14 protein-coding genes and 1 other RNA gene are annotated in these 19,887 nt (G+C 63.3%); 8 read left to right on the top strand and 7 right to left on the bottom strand.

Features of this window, described 5'->3' with window-relative positions:
* Positions 1-95: 95 nt before the first annotated feature.
* Complete coding sequence (locus EL191_RS06185; RefSeq protein ID WP_041977390.1) at positions 96-1,076, top strand: magnesium transporter; 981 nt, start codon at positions 96-98, stop codon at positions 1,074-1,076.
* On the opposite strand, the gene EL191_RS06180 is transcribed toward EL191_RS06185, so the two are convergent.
* Positions 1,046-1,390: a TraR/DksA family transcriptional regulator gene (locus tag EL191_RS06180; protein ID WP_013714367.1), complete on the bottom strand. Its 345-nt coding sequence runs from the start codon at positions 1,388-1,390 to the stop codon at positions 1,046-1,048. The genes EL191_RS06185 and EL191_RS06180 overlap by 31 nt on opposite strands.
* Positions 1,391-1,533: 143 nt before the next feature.
* On the opposite strand from EL191_RS06180, the gene EL191_RS06175 reads away from it, so the two are divergent.
* Entirely contained in the window at positions 1,534-3,387 is a 1,854-nt protein-coding gene (locus EL191_RS06175; RefSeq protein ID WP_164722330.1) for an Lnb N-terminal periplasmic domain-containing protein, read from the top strand.
* Between the two features lie 66 nt (positions 3,388-3,453).
* Here the strand turns inward: EL191_RS06175 and EL191_RS06170 are convergent, their stop codons facing one another.
* On the bottom strand, positions 3,454-4,017 hold the full coding sequence (locus EL191_RS06170) for an NADAR family protein (protein WP_041977387.1): 564 nt from the start codon (positions 4,015-4,017) through the stop codon (positions 3,454-3,456).
* Between the two features lie 179 nt (positions 4,018-4,196).
* Between EL191_RS06170 and EL191_RS06165 the strand changes: the two genes are divergently transcribed.
* The gene (locus EL191_RS06165) at positions 4,197-4,442 is read left to right on the top strand and encodes a hypothetical protein (RefSeq protein WP_013714364.1); all 246 of its coding nucleotides are present in this window, start codon (positions 4,197-4,199) and stop codon (positions 4,440-4,442) included.
* Positions 4,443-4,456: 14 nt separating this feature from the next.
* Here EL191_RS06165 and EL191_RS06160 read toward each other — a convergent pair whose 3' ends face one another.
* Positions 4,457-7,372 (bottom strand): hybrid sensor histidine kinase/response regulator, encoded by a 2,916-nt coding sequence (locus EL191_RS06160; protein ID WP_041977386.1) that lies wholly within the window; start codon positions 7,370-7,372, stop codon positions 4,457-4,459.
* A 129-nt stretch (positions 7,373-7,501) separates the two neighbouring features.
* Here EL191_RS06160 and ssrA point away from each other — a divergent pair.
* Together ssrA and EL191_RS24520 are read left to right on the top strand one after the other, a co-directional pair.
* Positions 7,502-7,858: a transfer-messenger RNA gene (ssrA, locus tag EL191_RS06155) on the top strand.
* Positions 7,859-8,224: 366 nt separating this feature from the next.
* Entirely contained in the window at positions 8,225-8,374 is a 150-nt protein-coding gene (locus EL191_RS24520) for a hypothetical protein (protein ID WP_224490557.1), read from the top strand.
* Between the two features lie 88 nt (positions 8,375-8,462).
* Here the strand turns inward: EL191_RS24520 and EL191_RS06150 are convergent, their stop codons facing one another.
* Complete coding sequence (locus tag EL191_RS06150; RefSeq protein ID WP_041977385.1) at positions 8,463-9,401, bottom strand: phage integrase; 939 nt, start codon at positions 9,399-9,401, stop codon at positions 8,463-8,465.
* 323 nt (positions 9,402-9,724) lie between these two features.
* On the opposite strand from EL191_RS06150, the gene EL191_RS06140 reads away from it, so the two are divergent.
* The 3 genes from EL191_RS06140 to EL191_RS06130 all read left to right on the top strand — a co-directional run bounded on the left by EL191_RS06140 (position 9,725) and on the right by EL191_RS06130 (position 13,732).
* Positions 9,725-10,243 carry a sigma-70 family RNA polymerase sigma factor gene (locus EL191_RS06140; RefSeq protein ID WP_041977384.1) on the top strand — a complete coding sequence of 173 codons (519 nt, stop codon included), beginning with the start codon at positions 9,725-9,727 and terminating at the stop codon, positions 10,241-10,243.
* 8 nt (positions 10,244-10,251) lie between these two features.
* Entirely contained in the window at positions 10,252-11,217 is a 966-nt protein-coding gene (locus tag EL191_RS06135; protein WP_041977381.1) for a FecR family protein, read from the top strand.
* Positions 11,218-11,311: 94 nt separating this feature from the next.
* Positions 11,312-13,732: a TonB-dependent siderophore receptor gene (locus EL191_RS06130; protein WP_041977379.1), complete on the top strand. Its 2,421-nt coding sequence runs from the start codon at positions 11,312-11,314 to the stop codon at positions 13,730-13,732.
* A 34-nt stretch (positions 13,733-13,766) separates the two neighbouring features.
* Here the strand turns inward: EL191_RS06130 and EL191_RS06125 are convergent, their stop codons facing one another.
* From EL191_RS06125 to EL191_RS06115, 3 genes are read right to left on the bottom strand one after another with little or no spacing between them, the layout of a single operon-like run.
* A complete protein-coding gene (locus EL191_RS06125; RefSeq protein WP_041977378.1) occupies positions 13,767-15,275 on the bottom strand; it encodes an MFS transporter in 1,509 nt (502 codons plus the stop codon).
* Positions 15,276-15,277: 2 nt separating this feature from the next.
* Positions 15,278-16,732, bottom strand: coding sequence for an efflux transporter outer membrane subunit (locus EL191_RS06120; protein WP_041977375.1), 1,455 nt, complete (start codon positions 16,730-16,732; stop codon positions 15,278-15,280).
* Positions 16,733-16,734: 2 nt separating this feature from the next.
* A complete protein-coding gene (locus EL191_RS06115; RefSeq protein ID WP_041977372.1) occupies positions 16,735-19,875 on the bottom strand; it encodes an efflux RND transporter permease subunit in 3,141 nt (1,046 codons plus the stop codon).
* Positions 19,876-19,887: the final 12 nt, after the last annotated feature.

Raw genomic sequence — 19,887 nt, 5'->3', positions numbered from 1 at the left:
CTGTGGCGCGAAAGGGATCAAGGTTTGATTCAGCTCAGGGTGAAAAATCCGAGCCGGGATAAGCTGTCCATCACCTTCCTTGCGCGAAAGCCGCCATGTCCAGTGCCCAACACCTGCATCTCCCCGTCCTGCATGCCGCCCGCCAGGACTACGCTGCGCTCAATCACCAGCTCAGCGTGCGTGAAGCGCTGGAGGACATCCGCACCCAGGGCCTGGGCGAGCGCATCATCTATTTCTATGTGGTCGACGATGAGCAGCGCCTGATCGGCGTGCTGCCCAGCCGTCGCCTGCTCACGGCGCCACTGGACGCCAAGCTGGTCGAACTGATGGATACGGCCGTGATCGCGCTGCCCAATCGCGCGACCATCCTCGACGCCTGTCAGTTGCTGATCCGTCACCGCTTCCTGGCGCTGCCAGTCGTGGACGAGCAGCAGCGCCTGTGCGGCTTGGTGGATATCGCCCTGCTCAACGAAGAAAGCCATGACCTGCGCCAGCGCAACCAGGCCGATGCACTGTTCGAGACCCTGGGCTTTCACGTCGCCCAGGTTGGCAATGCTTCACCGTTCTGGGCCTTCCGCCTGCGTGTTCCCTGGCTGCTGGCGACCATTGCCAGCGGTACCCTCTGCGCCCTGCTGGCCAGCCTCTACGAGCTGACCCTGGCCAAGAGCATCGTCCTCGCCTTCTTCCTCACCCTGGTGCTGGGCCTGGGCGAGAGCGTGAGCATGCAATCGATGTCGGTGACCATCCAGGCGCTACGCAGCGTCCGGCCCGATCTCGCCTGGTACCTGCGCAGCCTGCGCCACGAACTGCCGACTGCGCTATTGCTCGGCAGCACCTGCGGCAGCCTGGTGGCGATGATCGTCTGGCTATGGCGCGACGAAGCCTGGACCGGCCTGATCATCGGCGGCAGCATTCTGTTGTCACTCTGCGCAGCCTGCCTGCTCGGCCTCAGCGTGCCGACGCTGCTGCACGCACTGAGGCTCGACCCGAAGATCGCCGCAGGGCCGGTGACCCTGGCAGTCACCGACCTGTGCACGTTGCTGTTCTATTTCAGTCTGGCCGCCTGGCTACTGTGATCACCCAGGTCTTCGGCGCAGCGTAGGCAGTATTCGGCCACCGGCAGAGCGGCGAGGCGCGCCGCCTCGATCGGCTCGCAGCAGCACAGGCATTCGCCATAACGCCCCTCGGCCAGTCGCTGCTGGGCCTGACGCACCAACAGCAGGCCATGTTCGGCCTCGACCAGCAACGCTTCGAGCACTTCATCATTCTGCCGTTGCTGCGCCTGCTCGGCGAAGTCCGCCGAGTGACTGCGCGCCAGGTCGCGGCGAATCGCCTCGGCGCGCGTCGTGTATTCATGCAGCAGAGCATCCAGCACATCACGGTGAGCCATGAGCATTCTCCTTGCTTGTGAAGAACGCTCAGTGTGCTGCGCAGCGCGCCACGCATGACTGACGCCGATCAGCACTTGCGCGAAATGTCGTGTTCGACTGCCTTGACACCAGTCGGCAGCCTGGCCAAAGCTCGGCCATCGCCATGACCAGAAGAACAGCGACCTTGAAACGGATATTCGCCGTCCTTGCCCTGAGCTTCAGCCTTCCCCTGCACGCAACCACAGCCGAAACGCTGGCTACCGATCCGTACTGGATCGCCCTCGGCCACTACGAAACCGGCAAACTCGGCGGCTGGCGCAGCTATGTCGACGACGATGACTTCTTCCTCGCCGGGAACGGCGCCAGCGACCCGGCGGCCGAACTGCAGGCGACCCTCAAGGCCCTGTACCAGCCGACCGAGCTGGGCGACCGCCACCCACAATGCATCTACCCGGCCCGTACCCGCTGGCTCAAGGCACAATTACAGCTCGATGACCTCCCCAGCCCGGACTGCGCCGAATATCGGAACTGGTTCGCCGACGTCAATCCGCACAGCACGGTGCTGGTGTTCCCGGCGGCCTACCTGAACAGCCCCTCGTCGATGTTCGGCCACACCCTGCTGCGCATCGACCAACCCGACATCGACAGCCACAACACCGCCCTACTGAGTTACGCGCTGAACTTCGGTGCCTTCATCGAAGGCAACGACAACAGCATCCTCTACGCCTGGCGGGGGCTGATGGGCGGCTACCCCGGCCTGTTCGCCCTGGTGCCGTACCGCGACAAACTCAGCGAATACAATCGCCTGGAAAACCGCGATCTGTGGGAGTACCGACTGAATCTGACGCCGGAAGAAACCGCGCGTATGGTCGAGCACGTCTGGGAACTCAAGCAGATCCGCTTCGACTACTTCTTCTTCGACGAGAACTGCTCCTATCGCCTGCTCGAACTGCTGGAAATCGCTCGCCCGGGCATCGAACTGACCGAGCACTTCCCGCTTACCGCCATCCCCACCGACACCGTTCGCGCAGTCAAGGACGCCGGGCTGGTGGAGCGCATCGACTATCGCCCGTCACGCGAACGTGAGTTGCTGGCGCGTGCCGAACCGCTGGAAAGTGAAGAGCAGAATTGGGCGCTGCGCCTGAGCGAAGACCCGGCGCAACTCGAGAGCGCCGATTTTCTCGCAATATCCAAAGAGCGTCGCGCATTGACTCAGGACGCGGCCTTTCGCCTGGTGCGCTACCACGCCAATGACGAAGAACGCAGCAGCAACGCCCAGCGCAGCTTCCAGCTGCTCGGCGCGATAAACCGCAACCCGCCGCCACCGCTGGAGGTGGAACGCCCACCACTACCCGAGGAAGGCCACGAATCGCGCACCTGGCAATTGGCCGGGGGCAGCCGCGATGATCGCGCCTTTGCCGAATACGGCCTGCGCATGGCCTACCACGACCTGAACGACAACCTCGATGGTTTCCCACTGGGCGCGCAGATCGAGATATTCCAGCTCAAGCTGCGCCAGTACGAGAACAACCACTGGCAACTGCAACGCCTGGACCTGGCCAATATCCGCTCGCTGACACCGCGCAACGCCCTGCTTCAGCCGCTGTCCTGGCAGGTTGGCGGCGGCCTGGAGCGGGTGCTCGGCGAAGGCGGCGATAGCCGGCTGGTAGGCCATATCAGCGGTGGCGCCGGCGCCACCTGGGAGCTGCATCGCGACCTGCTCGGCTTCGCCCTCGGCACCACCCGCCTGGAATATAACGAGGACTTTGCCGCGGTCGTTTCCCCAGCGCTGGGCTTCAACGCAGGGCTGCTATGGCGCAACCCGCTGGGCAACCTGACCCTGGAGGCAGCCGGCGACTACTTCCACAACGGCGAAGTACGCCGGCGCCTGTCGCTCAACCAGCAGTGGGAAGTATCACGCAACCTCGGCCTGCGCCTGAGCGCCCAGCGTGAGTTCAGCCAACTGGCCAGCCCTGTCAATGAGGTGAAGCTGGAACTGCGCTGGTATCACTACTGAGCACACTGGCGCTCATCGGCTGCTCGCCACGTGCGACGGGAGGCTCGCTCAAACCTCGCGAGGTAGTCACTCGGGCTCGTTCAACAGGCACTCGCGCACCTGCATCAGGGCAAACCCCAGCAGGTTGAGACCACGCCAGGTGGCCGGGGTACGAACGTTCGAGTCGCCCTCGGCCAGGCCGATACCCCAGACGGGATCGACAGGGCTAGCCTCGACCAGCACACGCGGCGCGGTATCCAACAGGTATCGCGCCAGCTCGAGGTCTTGCGAGAACTTGCCGAGATTGCCCTCGAAGACGATGGCTTGGCGGCTTTCACGCCAACGCGCTTCGTCAAAGCCTCGGATTTGCCGGCCAATCGCCTTGACCTCATTCGGTGTGCGCGCAGCCAGGATTCGCTCCAGCGCCTCGGCGTCATCGAACAGTCGAGCCTTGCCGGCCATCATGAAGTGCTCGGCCGTGGCGTAGTGGATGCCGTCGAGGGTAAAGGCCGAGGGATACCATTGACTCAGGCAACTCTTGCCAACCGGCGCGCCTGCAGCTCGGCTGTGCCCCCAGAAATACAGATAGTCGAAACGATCACCCGCGGCGCAGGCCTGCTGCAGTTGCTCGACGGTCATTGGCATGTTCATACGCATTCCTTGCATGGGCTGAATCAAGTGCACAGCATACTGGAGCCCGCGGGCAGCGGCTGCATACAACGCACGACTGCGTCATCAGTTGCAGCCCATCGGTACACGCTCAGGCGGCAAACGCAACGGCAGGATGCTCCTATACTGAGATTCCTGCCGCCCGTTTCAGGAGAGCCATCATGCGTCGCACACTCATGTTTCTCGCCGCCGCCCTGATCAGCCTGCCGCTCTGGGCCATGCACTGCCCGCAGGACATGGCCAAGATCGACGCGTTGCTGCAAAGCGACCCACCCTCCGATCCCGAGGTGCTGGCCAAGGTCAAGGAGTTGCGTGCCGAGGGCGAAGCCCTACACAAGGCAGGCGATCACACCGAGTCGGTCAAGGTACTCGGCGAAGCACTGGACCTGCTATCAGCCAGCGAATAAGCGCAGCGGCCCGCTCAGAAACCGCTGTAGAGCAAGCCCAGCGCCACCTGCCTGACTTCCTGCAGATCCACCGGTTTGCTCAGGCAGGCGGAGGCGCCACGCGCCCTGGCATCTTCGAACAGGCGAGCATCGGCCACCGCACTGATCACCATCACCGGCACATCCCGTAAGCGTGGCTCGGCGCACATGACGTCGAGCACTTCCAGGCCATCGCCATCGGGCAGGTCGATATCCAGCAACACCAGCGCAGGCTCGCTGTCCTGCAACTCGGCCAGCGCCCGCTGACAGGAACTCACGCCCCGAACCTCGGCGAACTCTCGCAACGAGGCCTGTAGGATCTTCATGCAGGCCGGGTGGTCCTCCACGCATAACACCTGCACCAGGCTGCGTGCAGCTTGCTCCGGCACATCAGCGGCTTCATCGCGCAGGCCCTCTGGACTGGCAGCACTGGGTATGTCGAGCCAGAAGCGACTGCCCACGCCAGGCTCGCTACGCACGCCGATCTCTCCGTCCATCAGTGTGGCCAGTTCGCGACACAGCACCAGCCCGATACCGGTACCGGGGATGTTCGAGCTTTCACGCCCCAGACGCTGGAATGGCTGGAACAGCTGCGCCAGCTGCTCGCTCGACAGGCCCGGCCCGGTATCGTCGACCCACAATCGAACGCAGTCGGCACGCACCTCGTAGCCCATGCGAATCGTGCCGCGCGGGCTGTTGTACTTGATCGCGTTGGATAGCAGGTTGAGCAGAATCTGCCGCACCCGCCGTGGATCGCCCTGCACGAACAAGGGCGGATCGGCAGCCTCCATCACCTGCAGTTGCAGCTGTTTCTGTTGCACCTCGGGCTGCACCAGCTCGGCACAACCAGTGAGCAAGGCACCGATCTCGATAGGCTGGAACTGCAATTGCTGGCGCCTGCTCTCGATGCTCGACAAGTCGAGAATATCGTCCACCAGCGAGGTGAGGTGGCGGCTGGCATTGACGATTTCGCGCGAATAGTCGGCCTCCAGCTTGGCATCGTGCTTGTCCTGCGCCTCCATTTCGATCAACTGGGCGAAGCCATGAATCGCGTTGAGCGGCGTGCGCAGCTCGTGGCTCATGCTCGACAGGAAACGGCTCTTGGCCTGGCTGGCGGCGAGCGCCTCGAGACTGGCGTGGCGCAGGTCATCTTCCACCTGCTTGAGTCGGGTGATATCGACGTGCGTACCGGCGATTCGCAGCGGCCAGCCGTTCTCGTCACGCAACAGAACCTTGCCTCGGCTTAGCAACCAGAGGTACTCGCCACGGCAATCGAGATAGCGATACTCAGCGTCGAAATATTCCTCGCCATTGTCGGCGAACAACTTGCGCAGATGGCGCAGGCGCTCCAGATCATCAGGATGCACACGCTGGTTGAATTCGCTCAGCGTCAGATGCCTCGCACCCAGGCCGAAACGCCGCACGAAGCGCTCGCTGAGATCGATGGTGAGATCACGCGTATCGATCTGCCAGAGACTTTCAGTGGTGCTCTCCAGCACCAGTTGCAGGATGCTTTGTGCCTCCTGCCGCTCATGCTCGCTGGCCTTGAGCTGCTTGCCGGCCTGCTGCACTGCCTCGGCCAGGCGACTGACCTCGGCGATGTGGCTGTCCGGCACCGCAGGCGAGTACTTGCCCTGCCCCAGGCTGGTCGCCATGTCGACGATGCCGTCGATGGGCTCAGCCAACTGGTTGCTAAGGTGGCGCGAACGCAGCCACATCAGGGCGAAGAACAACAGATAGAACGCCGCCAAGCCGGCGATCAGCAGGTAGCCGATCTGCAGGTAGCGCTCGGCCAGCTGGTTGGTGTCATGGAAGATCTGCTCCTCGTCCACCACCAACAGCAAGCGCCAGCCGGTCTGCGGAATCTCGCTCCAGGCCACCAGTTGCTTGCGGCCGCCCAGCACCACTTCCTGCACGTTGCCGTCGCCCTCATTCATCGCCCGCAGCAACGGCGCCATGCCCTCACGCTTGGCCAGGTTGAAGTCCTCGGGCTTGAGCACCTCGCGGCGCACGGCTTCATCGTAGGAATACTGGGTCAGCTCGCGCAGGCCGAAATCCAGCTCCCCGGCCTTGGGCAGCGCCATGATGTTGTGGTCATGGCTGACCAGCATCGCATAGCCCTGCCAGGGCACATTGAGTTCGGCAATCTCGCCCAGTACCTGGCCGACGGTTACGTCCAGGCCGACCACGCCCTCGAGGAAATCATCGCGATACACCGGCGCGATAGCCGACATCATCCAGCCGAGGCCAGCCGGGTCCAGGTAAACCTCGGTCCACATCACCTTGCGCTGCGGATTGTGCTGGGCATCAGCAAGGTAATAGAAGTTGTAGTCAGGTATCACCATGTCATGGGGATACTGCGCTGGCGTATCGAACCAGGGGTAGATACGGTTGTAGCTGTCCCAGGTATTGAAATACAGCGCCGCTACCAGCGGGTTGGCCTGCTGGATCGAACGCATCAGCGGGTCGATCTGCGACAGGCGCATGACCTTGGCGTGGTCCTGCAGGGAAAGAGGCGTGCTGTTGGCGTAGAAGGAAGCCGCGCGGCCGTCATCGCTGCGGGTATAAAAAACGCCTGAGTCAGTTACCGCATGACGTTGGCGCTCGAGGTCGTCCGCCCGGAAGCGCGTATCGAGCAGCGCCTCGTGCGTTGCATCGCGAAAGACCTGTACCAGCGACTCGATGGAGCGCAGGCGGCCATCGATGATCTGCCCTTCCCGCAACGCGGCGCTGGCCAGATCCTTCACCGCCGTCTCCTGCAGATGCTCGACCTGGGCATCACGAATCGCCTGGTTACTCAGCAGATACACCGCGATCAGTACCGACTCCACGAGGATCAGCGGGATCAGCGCGCTTTGCACGAACGCTCGCCAGATCCACTGACGCAGGGGGTAGCGGCTAGAACTCGGCATTACGGCTCCTTTCCAGAGGTCGCGGGCAGACGCGAGGCGCCATCATAGCTTCCCGAGACAGAATCCGCAGTCGACGCTGAGGAACCTTTGGCGTAGACTTCGCGTCCTAGCTGTAACCACGAAAGTTTTGGGGCCGATTAGGATTCGACGCCGGTAGCGAAACTTGAGGGGCATGCCGAGTAGGTGACAGTTCTCGTAAATCCGCTGCCACAATTTCATAGTTGCCAACGACGACAACTACGCTCTGGCCGCCTAAGGGCGCCAGCTGACCCTAGGGGATGCCTGTAAACCCGAAGATCTGGTCAGTCATATAGAACAGGATCGCCGCCAAGTTCGCTGCAGACGTAACGGCTAAAACTCATGCAGCTCGCTCCAAGCACCCTGCCACTCGGGCGGCGCGGAGTTAACTCAATAGAGATGGCTAAGCATGTAGAACCAATAGCGGAGAGCTGGCGGACGGGGGTTCAAATCCCCCCGGCTCCACCAAATAAACCCCTGATTTTCCTAGAGAAAGTCAGGGGTTTTTCTTTGCGTGTCGAAAAGATGTCGAAACGGCTTTTTCACCGTACCCAGCCAACGGAACGGAAATCAAACCCAAGCGTCCAACGACTCAAGTAGCTGCGAACTCCGTTTACGGATAGCCGAACTGCGGCGCTTGAGTTCAGGAGCACAACAATGAATTACATGACATTGATAACGCTTGTGTCGGTTCTTGCGCTGACTGGCTGCAGCTTCAGCGCGCCAGGCGTTCACGCCCGTATAGGTGACGAAGACGCCATTCGCTTAGACATCGGCGATCATCGCGGCGGAAATTTTTGCCCACCAGGGCATCGTATGAAAGGAAGTTGCTAAATGACCACACGAATTGTCGCCCTAATCATGGCTGCGGTTCTTATTTCGGGCTGTAGCTTGAGGCTACCAGGCATAGGCATTGATATCGGCGACGGCGGCGGCGGCCCACCCCACTGCCCACCGGGTCAAGCCAAGAAAGGGAGATGCTAGAGCGAGTCCTACCGCTCTGGGCCTGAATCTGGTCGTGTAGTGAAAAGGTCGGCATTCCCGGCCTTTTTTATTTGTTAATAGCCTAAGCCTAACTAAGCGGTCCAAACCTAACAGCATCCTGCAGATGATCCGGCGCGAGGTGCGCATAGCGCATGGTCATGGCCAGGCTGGAGTGACCCAGGATTTTCTGCAGGGTGAGGATGTTGCCGCCGTTCTGGATAAAGTGACTGGCGAAGGTGTGTCGCAGGGCGTGAGCGGCCTGGCCTTTTGGTAAGCGGATGGTCGTCCTGGCCAGGGCGCGGCGGAACGAGGTGATGGCCGAGTTTGGCTGGCCGTGTTGCTTCCAGTGCCTGACGATCTTGGCTTCTAGCTCCGCAGTGATCGGCACGGAACGAACCTTGCCGTTCTTGGTTCCGCTGAAGGTGATCACACCATTGCGCAGGCCGGTCGGTTTGAGCTTCTCAGCCTCTGACCATCGAGCACCGGTGGCCAAGCAGATCAAGGCGATTATCTCGACGTGCGGGTTGTCGCAGCCACGCCGGATCTCTTCCAGCCGCTCAGCGATCTGTTCGGTGGTCAGCCAGGACAGCTCCCGTTCCTGCACCTTGAGCGGCTTCACCAGGGCAAGCGGGTTGGCGTAGTCGAGCACACCCAAACCACGCAGTTCGTTATAGACCGCACGCAGGTAGCCCAGCTCGTTGCTCAGTGTCTTGGGCGAGGCGCCCTCCCCTAGCCTGATTCGGCGATCCTGGGCGTAGGTTTGCGGGTCGAGCTTGGCGCCCTGTGGATTGCGCAGGCGCTTGGCCAGAGCATCGAGCTTGCTACGGTGGCGTTCACCATCGCGCAGGGAATGCCCGTGCAGATCGAACCAGAGGCCAACCAGCTCAGCGAGGGTGCGACAGTCTTTCGGCCTGGGCGACCAATCCGGGTTCTCGACGACCTTGGCCCTGCAGGATGCTTCGAAGCGCTGTGCTTCGCCCTTGGTCTTGAACGTCTTGCGGAAGCGCTTGCCCTTGATGGGCTCCACGTCGACTTTCCAAATGGTCGCGGATCACCGGCCAGCACTCCCAATCCTTGAACCGGTGAAATGCGCTTCTAGTGCCCACTCGCTCGCGTGCCAGCAGGCTTACGAAGTTTCCCAGAAACAGTTCCACGTTCTTGCCCGAGAAGACACGCGCCGTCTTGTGATAGCGCTTGTACTCGGTTCATCGAGCAGGGAGGCAGATCGACGCGCACAGGCGATACGACCTTGAGCACGCCCAGTGCTTGCAGTGTGCACCGGCAAATCGATATTATGCGAACAATTCTCAATTGAGCTTGAGTATCGACTCCTCCATCGCGAGTGTGCGCATGCCTGCGGCCGAGCCCCCTTTCCAGCAAGCGATCCATGAGCTGTACAGTAACCATCACGGTTGGCTGTTCGCCTGGCTGCGGCGCAAGCTGGGCTGTTCTCATAACGCGGCCGATCTGGCGCAGGACACCTTTGCCCGCATCCTTTCCTCGCGAGAGGTTCTCGGCACCATTCGCGAGCCACGTGCCTTTCTGACGACAACGGCGCGCCGTCTGGTGATCGACAAGTCGCGCCGCAAACAGATCGAAGACGCCTACCTGCGTGAGCTGGCGCTGACCGTCGAAAGCCTTTCCGGTCACCAGTCACCCGAGCAGATTCTCACCACGCTCGAAGCCCTGGAGCAGATCGCGTTCGTGCTGGAAGAACTCAGCGCCAAGCAGCGCCAGGCTTTCCTGCTCTACTTCCTCGATGGTCAAAGTCAGATCGACATTGCTGTGCAGATGGGGATTTCCGAGCGCATGGTGCGCAAGCATCTTCTGCAAGCGCTGCTGCATTGCAGCAATGCACTGGAGGTCTGAGCGCACGCATGAGCGACCTCGAGTCGATCAATGAGCAAGCCGCCGATTGGCTGATCCGGCTCAATGGCCCCGAGGCCGATGAGCACCAGGCAGCCGAATTCGACGCCTGGAAGCGCAGCGATGCACGGCATGCTGCGGCCGCCGAACGATTGCAGGCCTTTATCGGGCAGATGTCAGCATTGCGTGCGCAAAAGGCCTCGGTGCATGCAGCGCTCGATGCGGCCTTCACCAGCCGCAAGCGCAGCTATCGCGGCAAACGCATGGCCACTGCACTCATGCTATTAGCGCTGCTGCCGGTCTGGGCGCTCTGGCAAAGCGAGCTACCCAGCTATCTGCTGGCTGATCTGCGCACCCAACCCGCTCAATGGCTGGCGCACGAGCTACCGGATCATTCACGGGTGACCCTTAACGGCAACAGCGCCCTCGACCTACAGTACGACAGCCAGCAGCGACGCGTTCGCCTACTGCGCGGAGAAGTGCTGATCGACGTTGCCCACGACTCGACGCGCCCCTTTATCGTGGCGACCGAACAGGGTGAAGTCCGTGCGCTGGGCACCCGTTTCGTGGTCACCCGCAGAGACGGGGCCACACTGGTGACCATGCTCGAATCGCGCGTGGCCGCAACGGCCAGCGGCAATCCGCAGGCACTGGAGGTCCACGCAGGTGAGCAGGCGCGCATCACCCGCAACGACGTGCAACTGACGACGACCGTGGATACCCGCAGCGTCGAGGACGCCTGGCGCCATCATCAACTGGTGGTCAAGGACCAGCCGTTGCCCGCGGTGCTCGACCAACTGGCCAGGCAGTTCCCGGGGCACATGCAGTTCGACCGCGTGGCGCTGGCTGACCTGCGCGTATCTGCGGTGCTGCCACTGGACGACAGCGACAGAGCCCTGAACTTGCTCGCCGAGGCGCTACCACTGCGGATTCGCGAATTCACCCCATGGCTGAAGGTGATCAGCCGCGCTCCCTGAATCAGTAACAAAAAAATCGCACGACCGGGTTCCGCTTTTTGCACCTGGCCCGTCAAGGACGATAGACACCAAAAAACACGGGACTCTATCGACCATGCGCACCTCCGCCGCGCCCCTTGGCTACGCTGTCACGCCCCTTGCCCTGGCCATTCATCTGAGCTTCGCAGCCCTTTTGGGCAGCGTTGTCACCATGCCTGCGCCCGCTCACGCAGCCGAGCAAGCGCAAAACCACTACGACATCGAAGCCGGCCCCTTGGCCGATGTACTGAACCGTTTCGCGCAACAAGCCGGTGTGCCCCTGGCATTCGAGCCGCAGCGCCTAGCCGACCTGCGAAGCCCGGGCCTGCACGGCCGGTACGACATCGACGCAGGCTTCGCCACCCTGCTGCGAGGCAGCGGCTACTCAGCCCGCATGGGGAATAACGGTTATGTCCTGGTTCGCCAGAGCGACAGCTTGGAACTGAGCGCCACGACCGTGATCGGTGCCACTAAGGAACACCCCAACGAATATGTGGCTGGCTACGTGGCCAAGCACAACATGAGTGCTACCAAGACCGATACGCCGATTACCGAGACGCCGCAGTCGATTTCGGTGGTGACCAACGACGAGATCCGCGACCGCCAGGCGGAAACCTTGTCCCAGGCGCTGAGCTACACGCCAGGGCTCACCAGCAGCCCGACCAATTTCAACCGCACCGCGGACCGCTTCCGCATCCGCGGCTTCGAGGTCGAATCCGGCACCGGCGGCTCGCTGCGTGACGGCCTGCGCCTGCAGAACAACTCCTACGACGGCATTCAGGAACCTTATGGCCTGGAGCGCGTCGAGGTCATTCGCGGCGCGGCATCGGTGCTCTACGGCCAGCTCTCACCGGGCGGCATGATCAATGGCGTCAGCAAGCGCCCGACTGAAACGCCCTTCCATGAGCTGAACCTGCAAGCGGGTTCCCACGACCGCAAGCAACTCTCTGCAGACTTCAGCGGCCCATTGGCCGGTAGCGACACCCTGAGCTATCGCCTGACCCTGCTCAGCCGCAACAGCGACACCCAGCAGGATCATATCAACGACGACAGATTCTACATCGCCCCGGCGCTGACCTGGCGCCCCAACGAAGATACCTCGCTGACACTGCTGTCCTTCTACCAGAAGACCGATACGCGTTTCCCCGCGCCCCTGCCCTATCAGTTGGTCAAAGGTGTAGGTGACGGCGCTTTCAAGATCGGTCGCCACGATTTCATCGGCGAGCCGGACTACGACGACATGAATGGCGAGATGTCGACTCTGGGCTACGAATTTCAACACCACTTCAACGAAAACTTCACGCTCAACCATAAGCTGCGTTATTACGAAACCGACGTGAAGTGGAGCTACCTGCAAATTCAACCCTCTGCTGCAGCCATTAACTTCTCCGCAAGTACCGGCACACTGCTGCGCCGCTACAGCGATCGCCACGAACGTGCGCGGACATGGGCCAGCGATACCAACATCGAATCGAAATGGCAGCTCGGCAGTGTCGAGCACACGGTTCTGGTCGGTTTCGATGGCTACGACACCTCCTACGATTCGCACAACTTCCGTGGCAATGCCCCCAGCCTGGATCTGACCCGCTACAACTATGGGCAACCGGTAGTGGTGAACAAGGATCGCAGCCTGGATCGTGGCTCACAGCTCGACACGCGACAAAAGGGTGTCTATTTCCAAGATCAGATCACGTTCAACGACAAGTGGATTCTGGTGCTGGGTGGCCGTCATGACTGGGCCGACCAGCAGCAAACGGCACACAGCAATGATGCCAAGGCCAGTCAGAATGACGAAGCCACTACCTACCGCGCGGGGCTCGTCTATCTGGCGGATAATGGCCTGGCCCCCTATATCAGCTATAGCGAGTCGTTCTTCCCCGTTTCTGTTGCAGAGGTGACTGGCCAAACCTTCGCCCCCACCGAAGGCAAGCAATACGAAGTGGGCGTGCGCTATCAGCCCAAGGACAGCAACCTGCTCCTCAGTGCGGCCATCTATGAGCTGACCCAAACCAACGTGCTGAAGTTGGATAGCAATGACGATCCGAGACAAACTGGCGAGGTTCGCTCGCGCGGTCTGGAGCTGGAAGCCAAGGCGGATGTCACCCAAGCACTCAGCGTGATCGCCTCCTATACCTATACCGATGCACGCACCACCAAGAGCGCGATTGCCGCCGAAGTGGGTCAGCGTAGCGATGATACGCCCTACCACCAGGCCGCCCTGTGGAGCAGCTACGACTTCATCAACTGGGGCATTCCGCAACTGACTGTGGGCCTCGGCGTTCGCTACATGGGTACAACGCAGGCCTCACTTATGGAGTCGGCAATGCCAGCCTATACCCTGTTCGACGCCATGGCGCGCTACCAGATCGACGACCACTGGGATCTGACCGTCAACGCCAGCAACCTGACCGACAAGCGCTACACCCAGTGCGGGTTCTCTACCTGTCACTACGGTGACGAGCGCCAGGTGGTGAGCACGGTGAGCTATCGCTGGTAGAACAGCCGGGCCGCCGCAATGGCGGCCCGTTTTCTCAGTGGGCGCTTTGCCCGCGCTGCCCCTTGAACAACCTGAACACCACGACAGCCAGCACACCGACCACCACGGCCGCGGTGCACAGCAAGATCGAGTGGGTACTGGAGAACGCCGCCTTGGCCGCCGCGATCACCGCACTGCCCTGCTCGGCCGGCAACTCGGCGGCCACCAGGTAACTGTCGCCAATCGAACGCGCCGCACGCTCGGCCAATGCTGCCGCCAGCTCTGTGGGCAGGGCGATGGTATGGCCGTACACGCTGGACATGAATACCCCGAAGAAGGTAATCCCCAGCCCGGTACCCAACTCGTAGGCGGTGGCCTCCAGGGCACCTGCCGCGCCGCCCTTGCTGGCCTCCACCGCGCTCATGATGGCGATCGACGAGGCCGTCAGACCGATGCTCAGCGCCAGCCCCAGCACGGCGAGTACCACCGGCACGCTGACGCCCGGCTCATGCAGATCGGCGAGCGCCACGAAGCCCAGGGCGCCGGCGGAAACCAGCAGCGACAGGCTGGCCACCGCGCGCAGGCCGAAGCGATTGGAGAGGTAGCCGGCCAGCGGCCCGCCAACCGCTGCCGCCGCCATGATCGGAATCATGAAGATGCCGGCCTCAAGCGGCGACTTGTCGAGCACGTACTGCAGCTCCATCGCCAGGGTCAGTTCCACGCCGGCCAGGGCGCCGATGGCCACTACCGCCATGATCAGCCCGGCCAGCAGCACCGGGCGGCCGAACAGCGACAGATCGAGCATCGGCTCGGCCGCACGCAACTGCTGGCGGGTGAACAGGGTCAGCAATGCGAGGCCGACAATCAGCATGAGCAGTGCCATTGGCAACGGCTGGGTACCGCCGACCCCGGCCTTGAGGGCATAGACAACACTGATGATGCCGGCGATCAGGATCAGCGCCTGGCCGATGGCCCATTTGCCCGGCGTGGTCTCCTCGATGCGCGGCAGCAGCACGAAGGCGACCGGAATCACCACCGCCATCACCGGCACGTTGATCAGGAACACCGAGCCCCACCAGAAATGCTCAAGCAGCGCGCCGCCGACCAGCGGGCCGACTGCCGCGCCTGCAGCTCCAACGGTGCCCCACAGACCAAGGGCCATGGCCCGCTCGCGTTCGTCCTCGAAGGTGCGACGGATGATGCCCAGCACGCAGGGCATGATCATCGATCCGCCAAGGGCCAGCAGGATCCGTGCGGCGATCAGCAACGCTGGTGTGGGCGCGAACGCCGCCAGTGTCGACGCCACGCCGAACACGCTGAGGCCGGCGAGCAGGATGCGCCGGTTGCCCACCCGGTCGGCCAGGGTGCCCATGGGCACCAGCAGGCCGGCCATCAGCAGCGGGTAGATGTCGATGATCCACAGGATCTCGGTGCTCGACGCGCCGAGCGCCTGGGTCAGCGACGGCACGGCGATATGCAGGATGGTCATGTCGATGACGATGGGCATGAAGGCCAGCATCACGGCGACGAGAATCAACCAGCGTTTGGGTACGGCACGCAACATAACTACTGCTCTCGATGATCGGCATTGGCCGCGGGGTCGTTCGCGGCGGTGATGATAGTACGCTCACGCAGGCCGCCGCCCAGCGCCTTGTACAAGGCCACGCTGTTGATCGCTGCATCGCGGCGCAGCTCCAGCAGGCTCTGCTGGGCGGCGTACAGCCCGCGCTGAGCATCGAGCAGTTCCAGGCGGCCATCGACGCCGGCCTGGTAGCGCAGGCCGGATAGCGCCACACGACGCTGAGCGCTGGCCACCACGCGGGTCTGCGCCTCGATCTGGCTGTCCAGGGTGGCCATACCGGCCAGGGCATCGGCCACTTCGCGAAAGGCGACCTGGATGGCGCGCTCGTACTGGGCCACCGCCTCGGACTTGCGCACCTTGGCCAGGCGCAGTTCGGCGCGCAGGCGCCCAGCCTGGAACAACGGCTGGGAGATCTGCGGGGCGAAGCGCCACACCTGGCGGCTCGGGTCGAACAGACTGTCCAGGGAGGTGCTGGCATAGCCGAACGAAGCAGTCAGCGATACCTGCGGGAAGAACGCCGCCCGGGCCGCGCCGATATCGGCATTGGCGGCGCTGAGGGTCTGTTCGGCCTGGCGAATGTCCGGGCGCACCAGCAGCATGTCCGAGTGCAAACCCGCAGGCAGCGGCGCCACCAGCGGTTGCCGGGCGAGTTCCCTCGGCGCCGGCAAGTCAGCCGGCAGCTCAGCACCAACCAGCAACTGCAGCGCATTGCCTGCCTGGACATAGGCCCGCTGACGCGCCTGCAGATCGGCCTCGGCGCTGGCCACCTGCCCCTCGGCCTGGGCAACATCCAGGCCGCTGTTCTGCTTGGCATCCTGCAGCAGGCGCGCGAGTTTCAGGGACTGCTGCCAGTCCTTGAGGGTGCGCTGGGCCAACTGGCGTTGCTCGTCGGCCAGCTGGCGGGCGAAATAGGCGTCGGCCACCGCCCCGATCAGGCTGATCTGCGCCGCATCGCGGCCCTGCTCACTGGCCAGGTAACGGGCCAGCGCCGCATCGGACAACGAGCGCACACGGCCGAACAGATCCAGCTCGAAGGCGCTGACGCCGACATTCACGGCGACCTGGTTGCTCACCTCGCGTCGCGACTCACCACTGTTGTCCTGCGCCAGGGCACGCTCCCGAGTGCGGCTGGCATCCAGCGACACCGACGGCAGGCGCGTGGACTGCTGGATATTGAACATCGAGCGCGCGGCATCGACGTTCAACGCGGCCAGGCGCAGATCGCGGTTATGCACCAGCGCCAGCTCGATCAGGCGCTGCAACTGCGGGTCGGCGAACATCGTGCGCCAGCCCATTTCGCTGGCTGGCACGGCGGCGCCCTGCAGCGCAGCAGCCTCTGGAAAGCTAGCCGGCACCGGTGGCGCCGGGCGCTCCAGTTCGGGCGTCATGGAACAGGCCGACACGCCGGTGACTAGGGCGACTACCATCAAATAACGCATGATCATTGCTCCTCACCAGGCTGCGGCACTGCGGCGGTGCGCTGTGCGCGCCAAGCCTGAAAGCGTTCCTGCAGCCCCATCACGAATACGAAGAACGACGGCACGAAGAACACCGCCAGCAGGGTGCCGCTGAGCATGCCGCCGAACACGCCGGTGCCGATGGCGTGCTGGGTCTCAGCGCTGGCGCCGGCGGCGAGCATCAACGGCACCACCCCCAGGGTGAAGGCCAGCGAGGTCATCAGAATCGGGCGCAGACGCAGCCGCGCGGCGGTCACCGCGGCGTCCACCAGCGAGCGACCTTCGCCATGCAGCTGACGGGCGAACTCGACGATCAGGATGGCGTTCTTCGCCGACAGGCCGATGATGGTGATCATCCCCACCTTGAAGAACACGTCGTTGGGCAGACCGCGCAACATCACCGCCGCTACCGCGCCGAGCAGACCGAGGGGCACCACCAACATCACCGACAAAGGAATCGACCAGCTCTCGTACAACGCCGCCAGCACCAGGAACACCACCAGCGCCGAGAGCGCCATGAGCATCGGTGCCTGGGCCGCCGACTGGCGCTCCTGCAGTGATTGGCCCGTCCAGGCCACCGCATAGCCCTGAGGCAACTGGGCGACCAGGCGCTCCATCTCGGCCATTGCCGCGCCGCTGGAAACGCCAGGCGCCGCGCCGCCGGCAATACGCACCGCCGGGAAGCCCTGGAAGCGCATCATCTGCTGCGGCGACTCGCTCCACACCGGCGTTACCACTTCGCGCAGCGGCACCATGCCGCCGCTGGCGTTGCGCACGCGCAGGCTGAGCACATCGTCGAGCTGCATGCGCGCCGGGGCGTCAGCCTGCAGGATCACCTGCTGCATGCGCCCGGCATTGGGGAAGTCGTTGACGTACTGCGAGCCCATGGCTGCCGACAGCGTGCTGCTCACCGCCGCGAACGACAGGCCCATGGCCTCGGCCTTCTGGCGGTCGATGTTCAGGCGAATGCTCTCGCCTGGCGGCAGACCATCGGGGTACACATCGCTGACCACCCGGCTCTGCCCGGCCAGCTCCAGCAGCTGGGCCTGGGCCTTGAGCAGCGCGGCTTCGCCACGGTTAGCGCGATCCTGCAGGAACAGGGTGAAGCCCGACGAGGTGCCGAGTTCGTCGATAGCCGGCGGCATCAGGCTCATCACCGTGCCTTCTACGTTGTCGGCCATGGCCTCCTGGGCCAGCGCCGCTTCCTCGGCGGCAGTAGCGCCGTTGCGCTGATCCCAATCCTTGAGCATGGTGAAGGCCATCGCCGCGTTGGTGCCGGAACCCGAAAAGCTGAAGCCCTGCACCACGATGTTGGTGTCCAGCGCCGGGCGCGTGGCCACGTGGGCCTCGAAGCGCTTGACTACATCCAGGGTGCGCTCGCTGGTGGCGCCCGTCGGTAACTGGATGGAGGTCATGAAATAGCCCTGATCCTCCTCCGGCAGGAACGACGACGGTAGCTGCTGCCCGGCGATGGCCAGCACGCCGCAGAGCAGCGCGAATACCAGCATCATCCGCCCGCTGCGCCCGACCAGCCGGCTAACGCGCCCGGTGTAGCGCTCGGTCAGGCGCTCGAAACCGCGATTGAAGGCACCGAAGAAGCCACGTTTTTCGTGGTGGTCAGCACTGACCGGACGCAGCAGCGTGGCGCACAGCGCTGGCGTCAGGGTCAGCGCCAGGAACGCCGAGAACAGGATCGACACCGCCATCGACAGGGTGAACTGCTGGTAGATCACCCCCACCGAACCGCTGGCGAAAGCCATGGGAATGAACACCGCGGTGAGCACCAGGGTGATGCCGATTACCGCGCCGGTGATCTCCTTCATCGCCTGCAGGGTCGCCTCGCGCGGCGACAGGCCGCGGGTAGCCATCAGCCTCTCGACATTTTCGACCACCACGATGGCGTCGTCGACGATGATGCCGATGGCCAGCACCATGCCGAACATGGTCAGCGAATTGATCGAGAAGCCGGCCAGCAGCATCACCGCGAAAGTGCCGAGCAGCGCGATGGGCGCGACGATGGCCGGGATCAGCGTGTAGCGCATGTTCTGCAGGAACAGGAACATCACCAGAAACACCAGCACCATGGCCTCGAGCAGGGTATAGATCACCTTCTCGATGGATACCTTGACGAACGGCGCGGTGTCGAACGGCACCGAATAGCTCATGCCGGTAGGCATGCTCGGCGCCAGCTCGGCGAGCCGGTCACGTACCGCCTGGGCCGTGCGCACGGCGTTGGCACCGGGCGATAGCTGAATGGCAGCGCTGGTCGCCGACACGCCGTTCTCACGATTGGAAAAACCGTAGGACTGGGCGCCCAGCTCGACCCGCGCGACATCACCGATGGTCACCCGCGAGCCATCGGCAGTAGAGCGCAGCACCACGGCAGCGAACTGTTCGGGCGTTTCCAGCTGGCCCTCGACGGTCAGCGGCACGGCCAGCCGCTGCCCCGGCAATGCCGGCTCGTCACCGAGCCGACCGGGGGCGATCTGCGCGTTCTGCTGCTCGATGGCCTGGGACAGATCGCCCATGGTCAGGCCGAAAGCGGTCAGCTTGTTGGGGTCGACCCAGATGCGCAGCGCCTGCTCGGCACCGAACAGCTGCACACGGCCGACGCCCTCGATACGGCGCAGCTCCGGCACGATATTGCGCGCCAGGTAGTCGCCGAGCACCACCTCGTCGAACTGGCCGTCCGGCGAGGTCATGCCGATCATCATCAGAAAGCCCGAGGCGGCGGACTCCACCTGCAAGCCGCTCTGGCGTACCACCTGGGGCAGGCGCGGCTCGACCGCCTTGATGCGGTTCTGCACGTCCACCTGAGCCAGTTCGGGATCGGTGCCCGGTTTGAAGGTGGCAGTGATCTGCGCAGTGCCCGAAGTGTCAACCGAGGACTCGAAGTAGAGCAGGTTCTTGACCCCGGACAGCTCGCGCTCGACCAGGCTGACCACCGAATCGTTGAGGGTCTTGGGCGTGGCGCCCGGGTAGGTGGCGTACAGCGCCACCGACGGCGGCGCCACCGAGGGGTAGCGGGCAATCGGCAGTTGCGGAATGGCGATTGAGCCGAACAGCACGATGAACAGGGCGATCACCCAGGCGAACACCGGACGGTTGATGAAGAACTGAGGCATTTGGGTTTCTCC

It is taken from the genome of Pseudomonas mendocina, from assembly GCF_900636545.1.
GTDB classification, from domain to species: domain Bacteria; phylum Pseudomonadota; class Gammaproteobacteria; order Pseudomonadales; family Pseudomonadaceae; genus Aquipseudomonas; species Aquipseudomonas mendocina.
The sequence above is the reverse complement of the archived record's forward strand: the minus strand, read 5'-3'. Positions and strand labels throughout refer to the sequence as shown.

Coding starts and splice junctions, on each gene's coding strand:
- EL191_RS06185 (WP_041977390.1), top strand. CDS start 96: ATGTCCAGTGCCCAACACCTGCATCTCCCCGTCCTGCATGCCGCCCGC.
- EL191_RS06180 (WP_013714367.1), bottom strand. CDS start 1,390: ATGGCTCACCGTGATGTGCTGGATGCTCTGCTGCATGAATACACGACG.
- EL191_RS06175 (WP_164722330.1), top strand. CDS start 1,534: ATGACCAGAAGAACAGCGACCTTGAAACGGATATTCGCCGTCCTTGCC.
- EL191_RS06170 (WP_041977387.1), bottom strand. CDS start 4,017: ATGAACATGCCAATGACCGTCGAGCAACTGCAGCAGGCCTGCGCCGCG.
- EL191_RS06165 (WP_013714364.1), top strand. CDS start 4,197: ATGCGTCGCACACTCATGTTTCTCGCCGCCGCCCTGATCAGCCTGCCG.
- EL191_RS06160 (WP_041977386.1), bottom strand. CDS start 7,372: ATGCCGAGTTCTAGCCGCTACCCCCTGCGTCAGTGGATCTGGCGAGCG.
- EL191_RS24520 (WP_224490557.1), top strand. CDS start 8,225: ATGACCACACGAATTGTCGCCCTAATCATGGCTGCGGTTCTTATTTCG.
- EL191_RS06140 (WP_041977384.1), top strand. CDS start 9,725: ATGCCTGCGGCCGAGCCCCCTTTCCAGCAAGCGATCCATGAGCTGTAC.
- EL191_RS06135 (WP_041977381.1), top strand. CDS start 10,252: ATGAGCGACCTCGAGTCGATCAATGAGCAAGCCGCCGATTGGCTGATC.
- EL191_RS06130 (WP_041977379.1), top strand. CDS start 11,312: ATGCGCACCTCCGCCGCGCCCCTTGGCTACGCTGTCACGCCCCTTGCC.
- EL191_RS06125 (WP_041977378.1), bottom strand. CDS start 15,275: ATGTTGCGTGCCGTACCCAAACGCTGGTTGATTCTCGTCGCCGTGATG.
- EL191_RS06120 (WP_041977375.1), bottom strand. CDS start 16,732: ATGCGTTATTTGATGGTAGTCGCCCTAGTCACCGGCGTGTCGGCCTGT.
- EL191_RS06115 (WP_041977372.1), bottom strand. CDS start 19,875: ATGCCTCAGTTCTTCATCAACCGTCCGGTGTTCGCCTGGGTGATCGCC.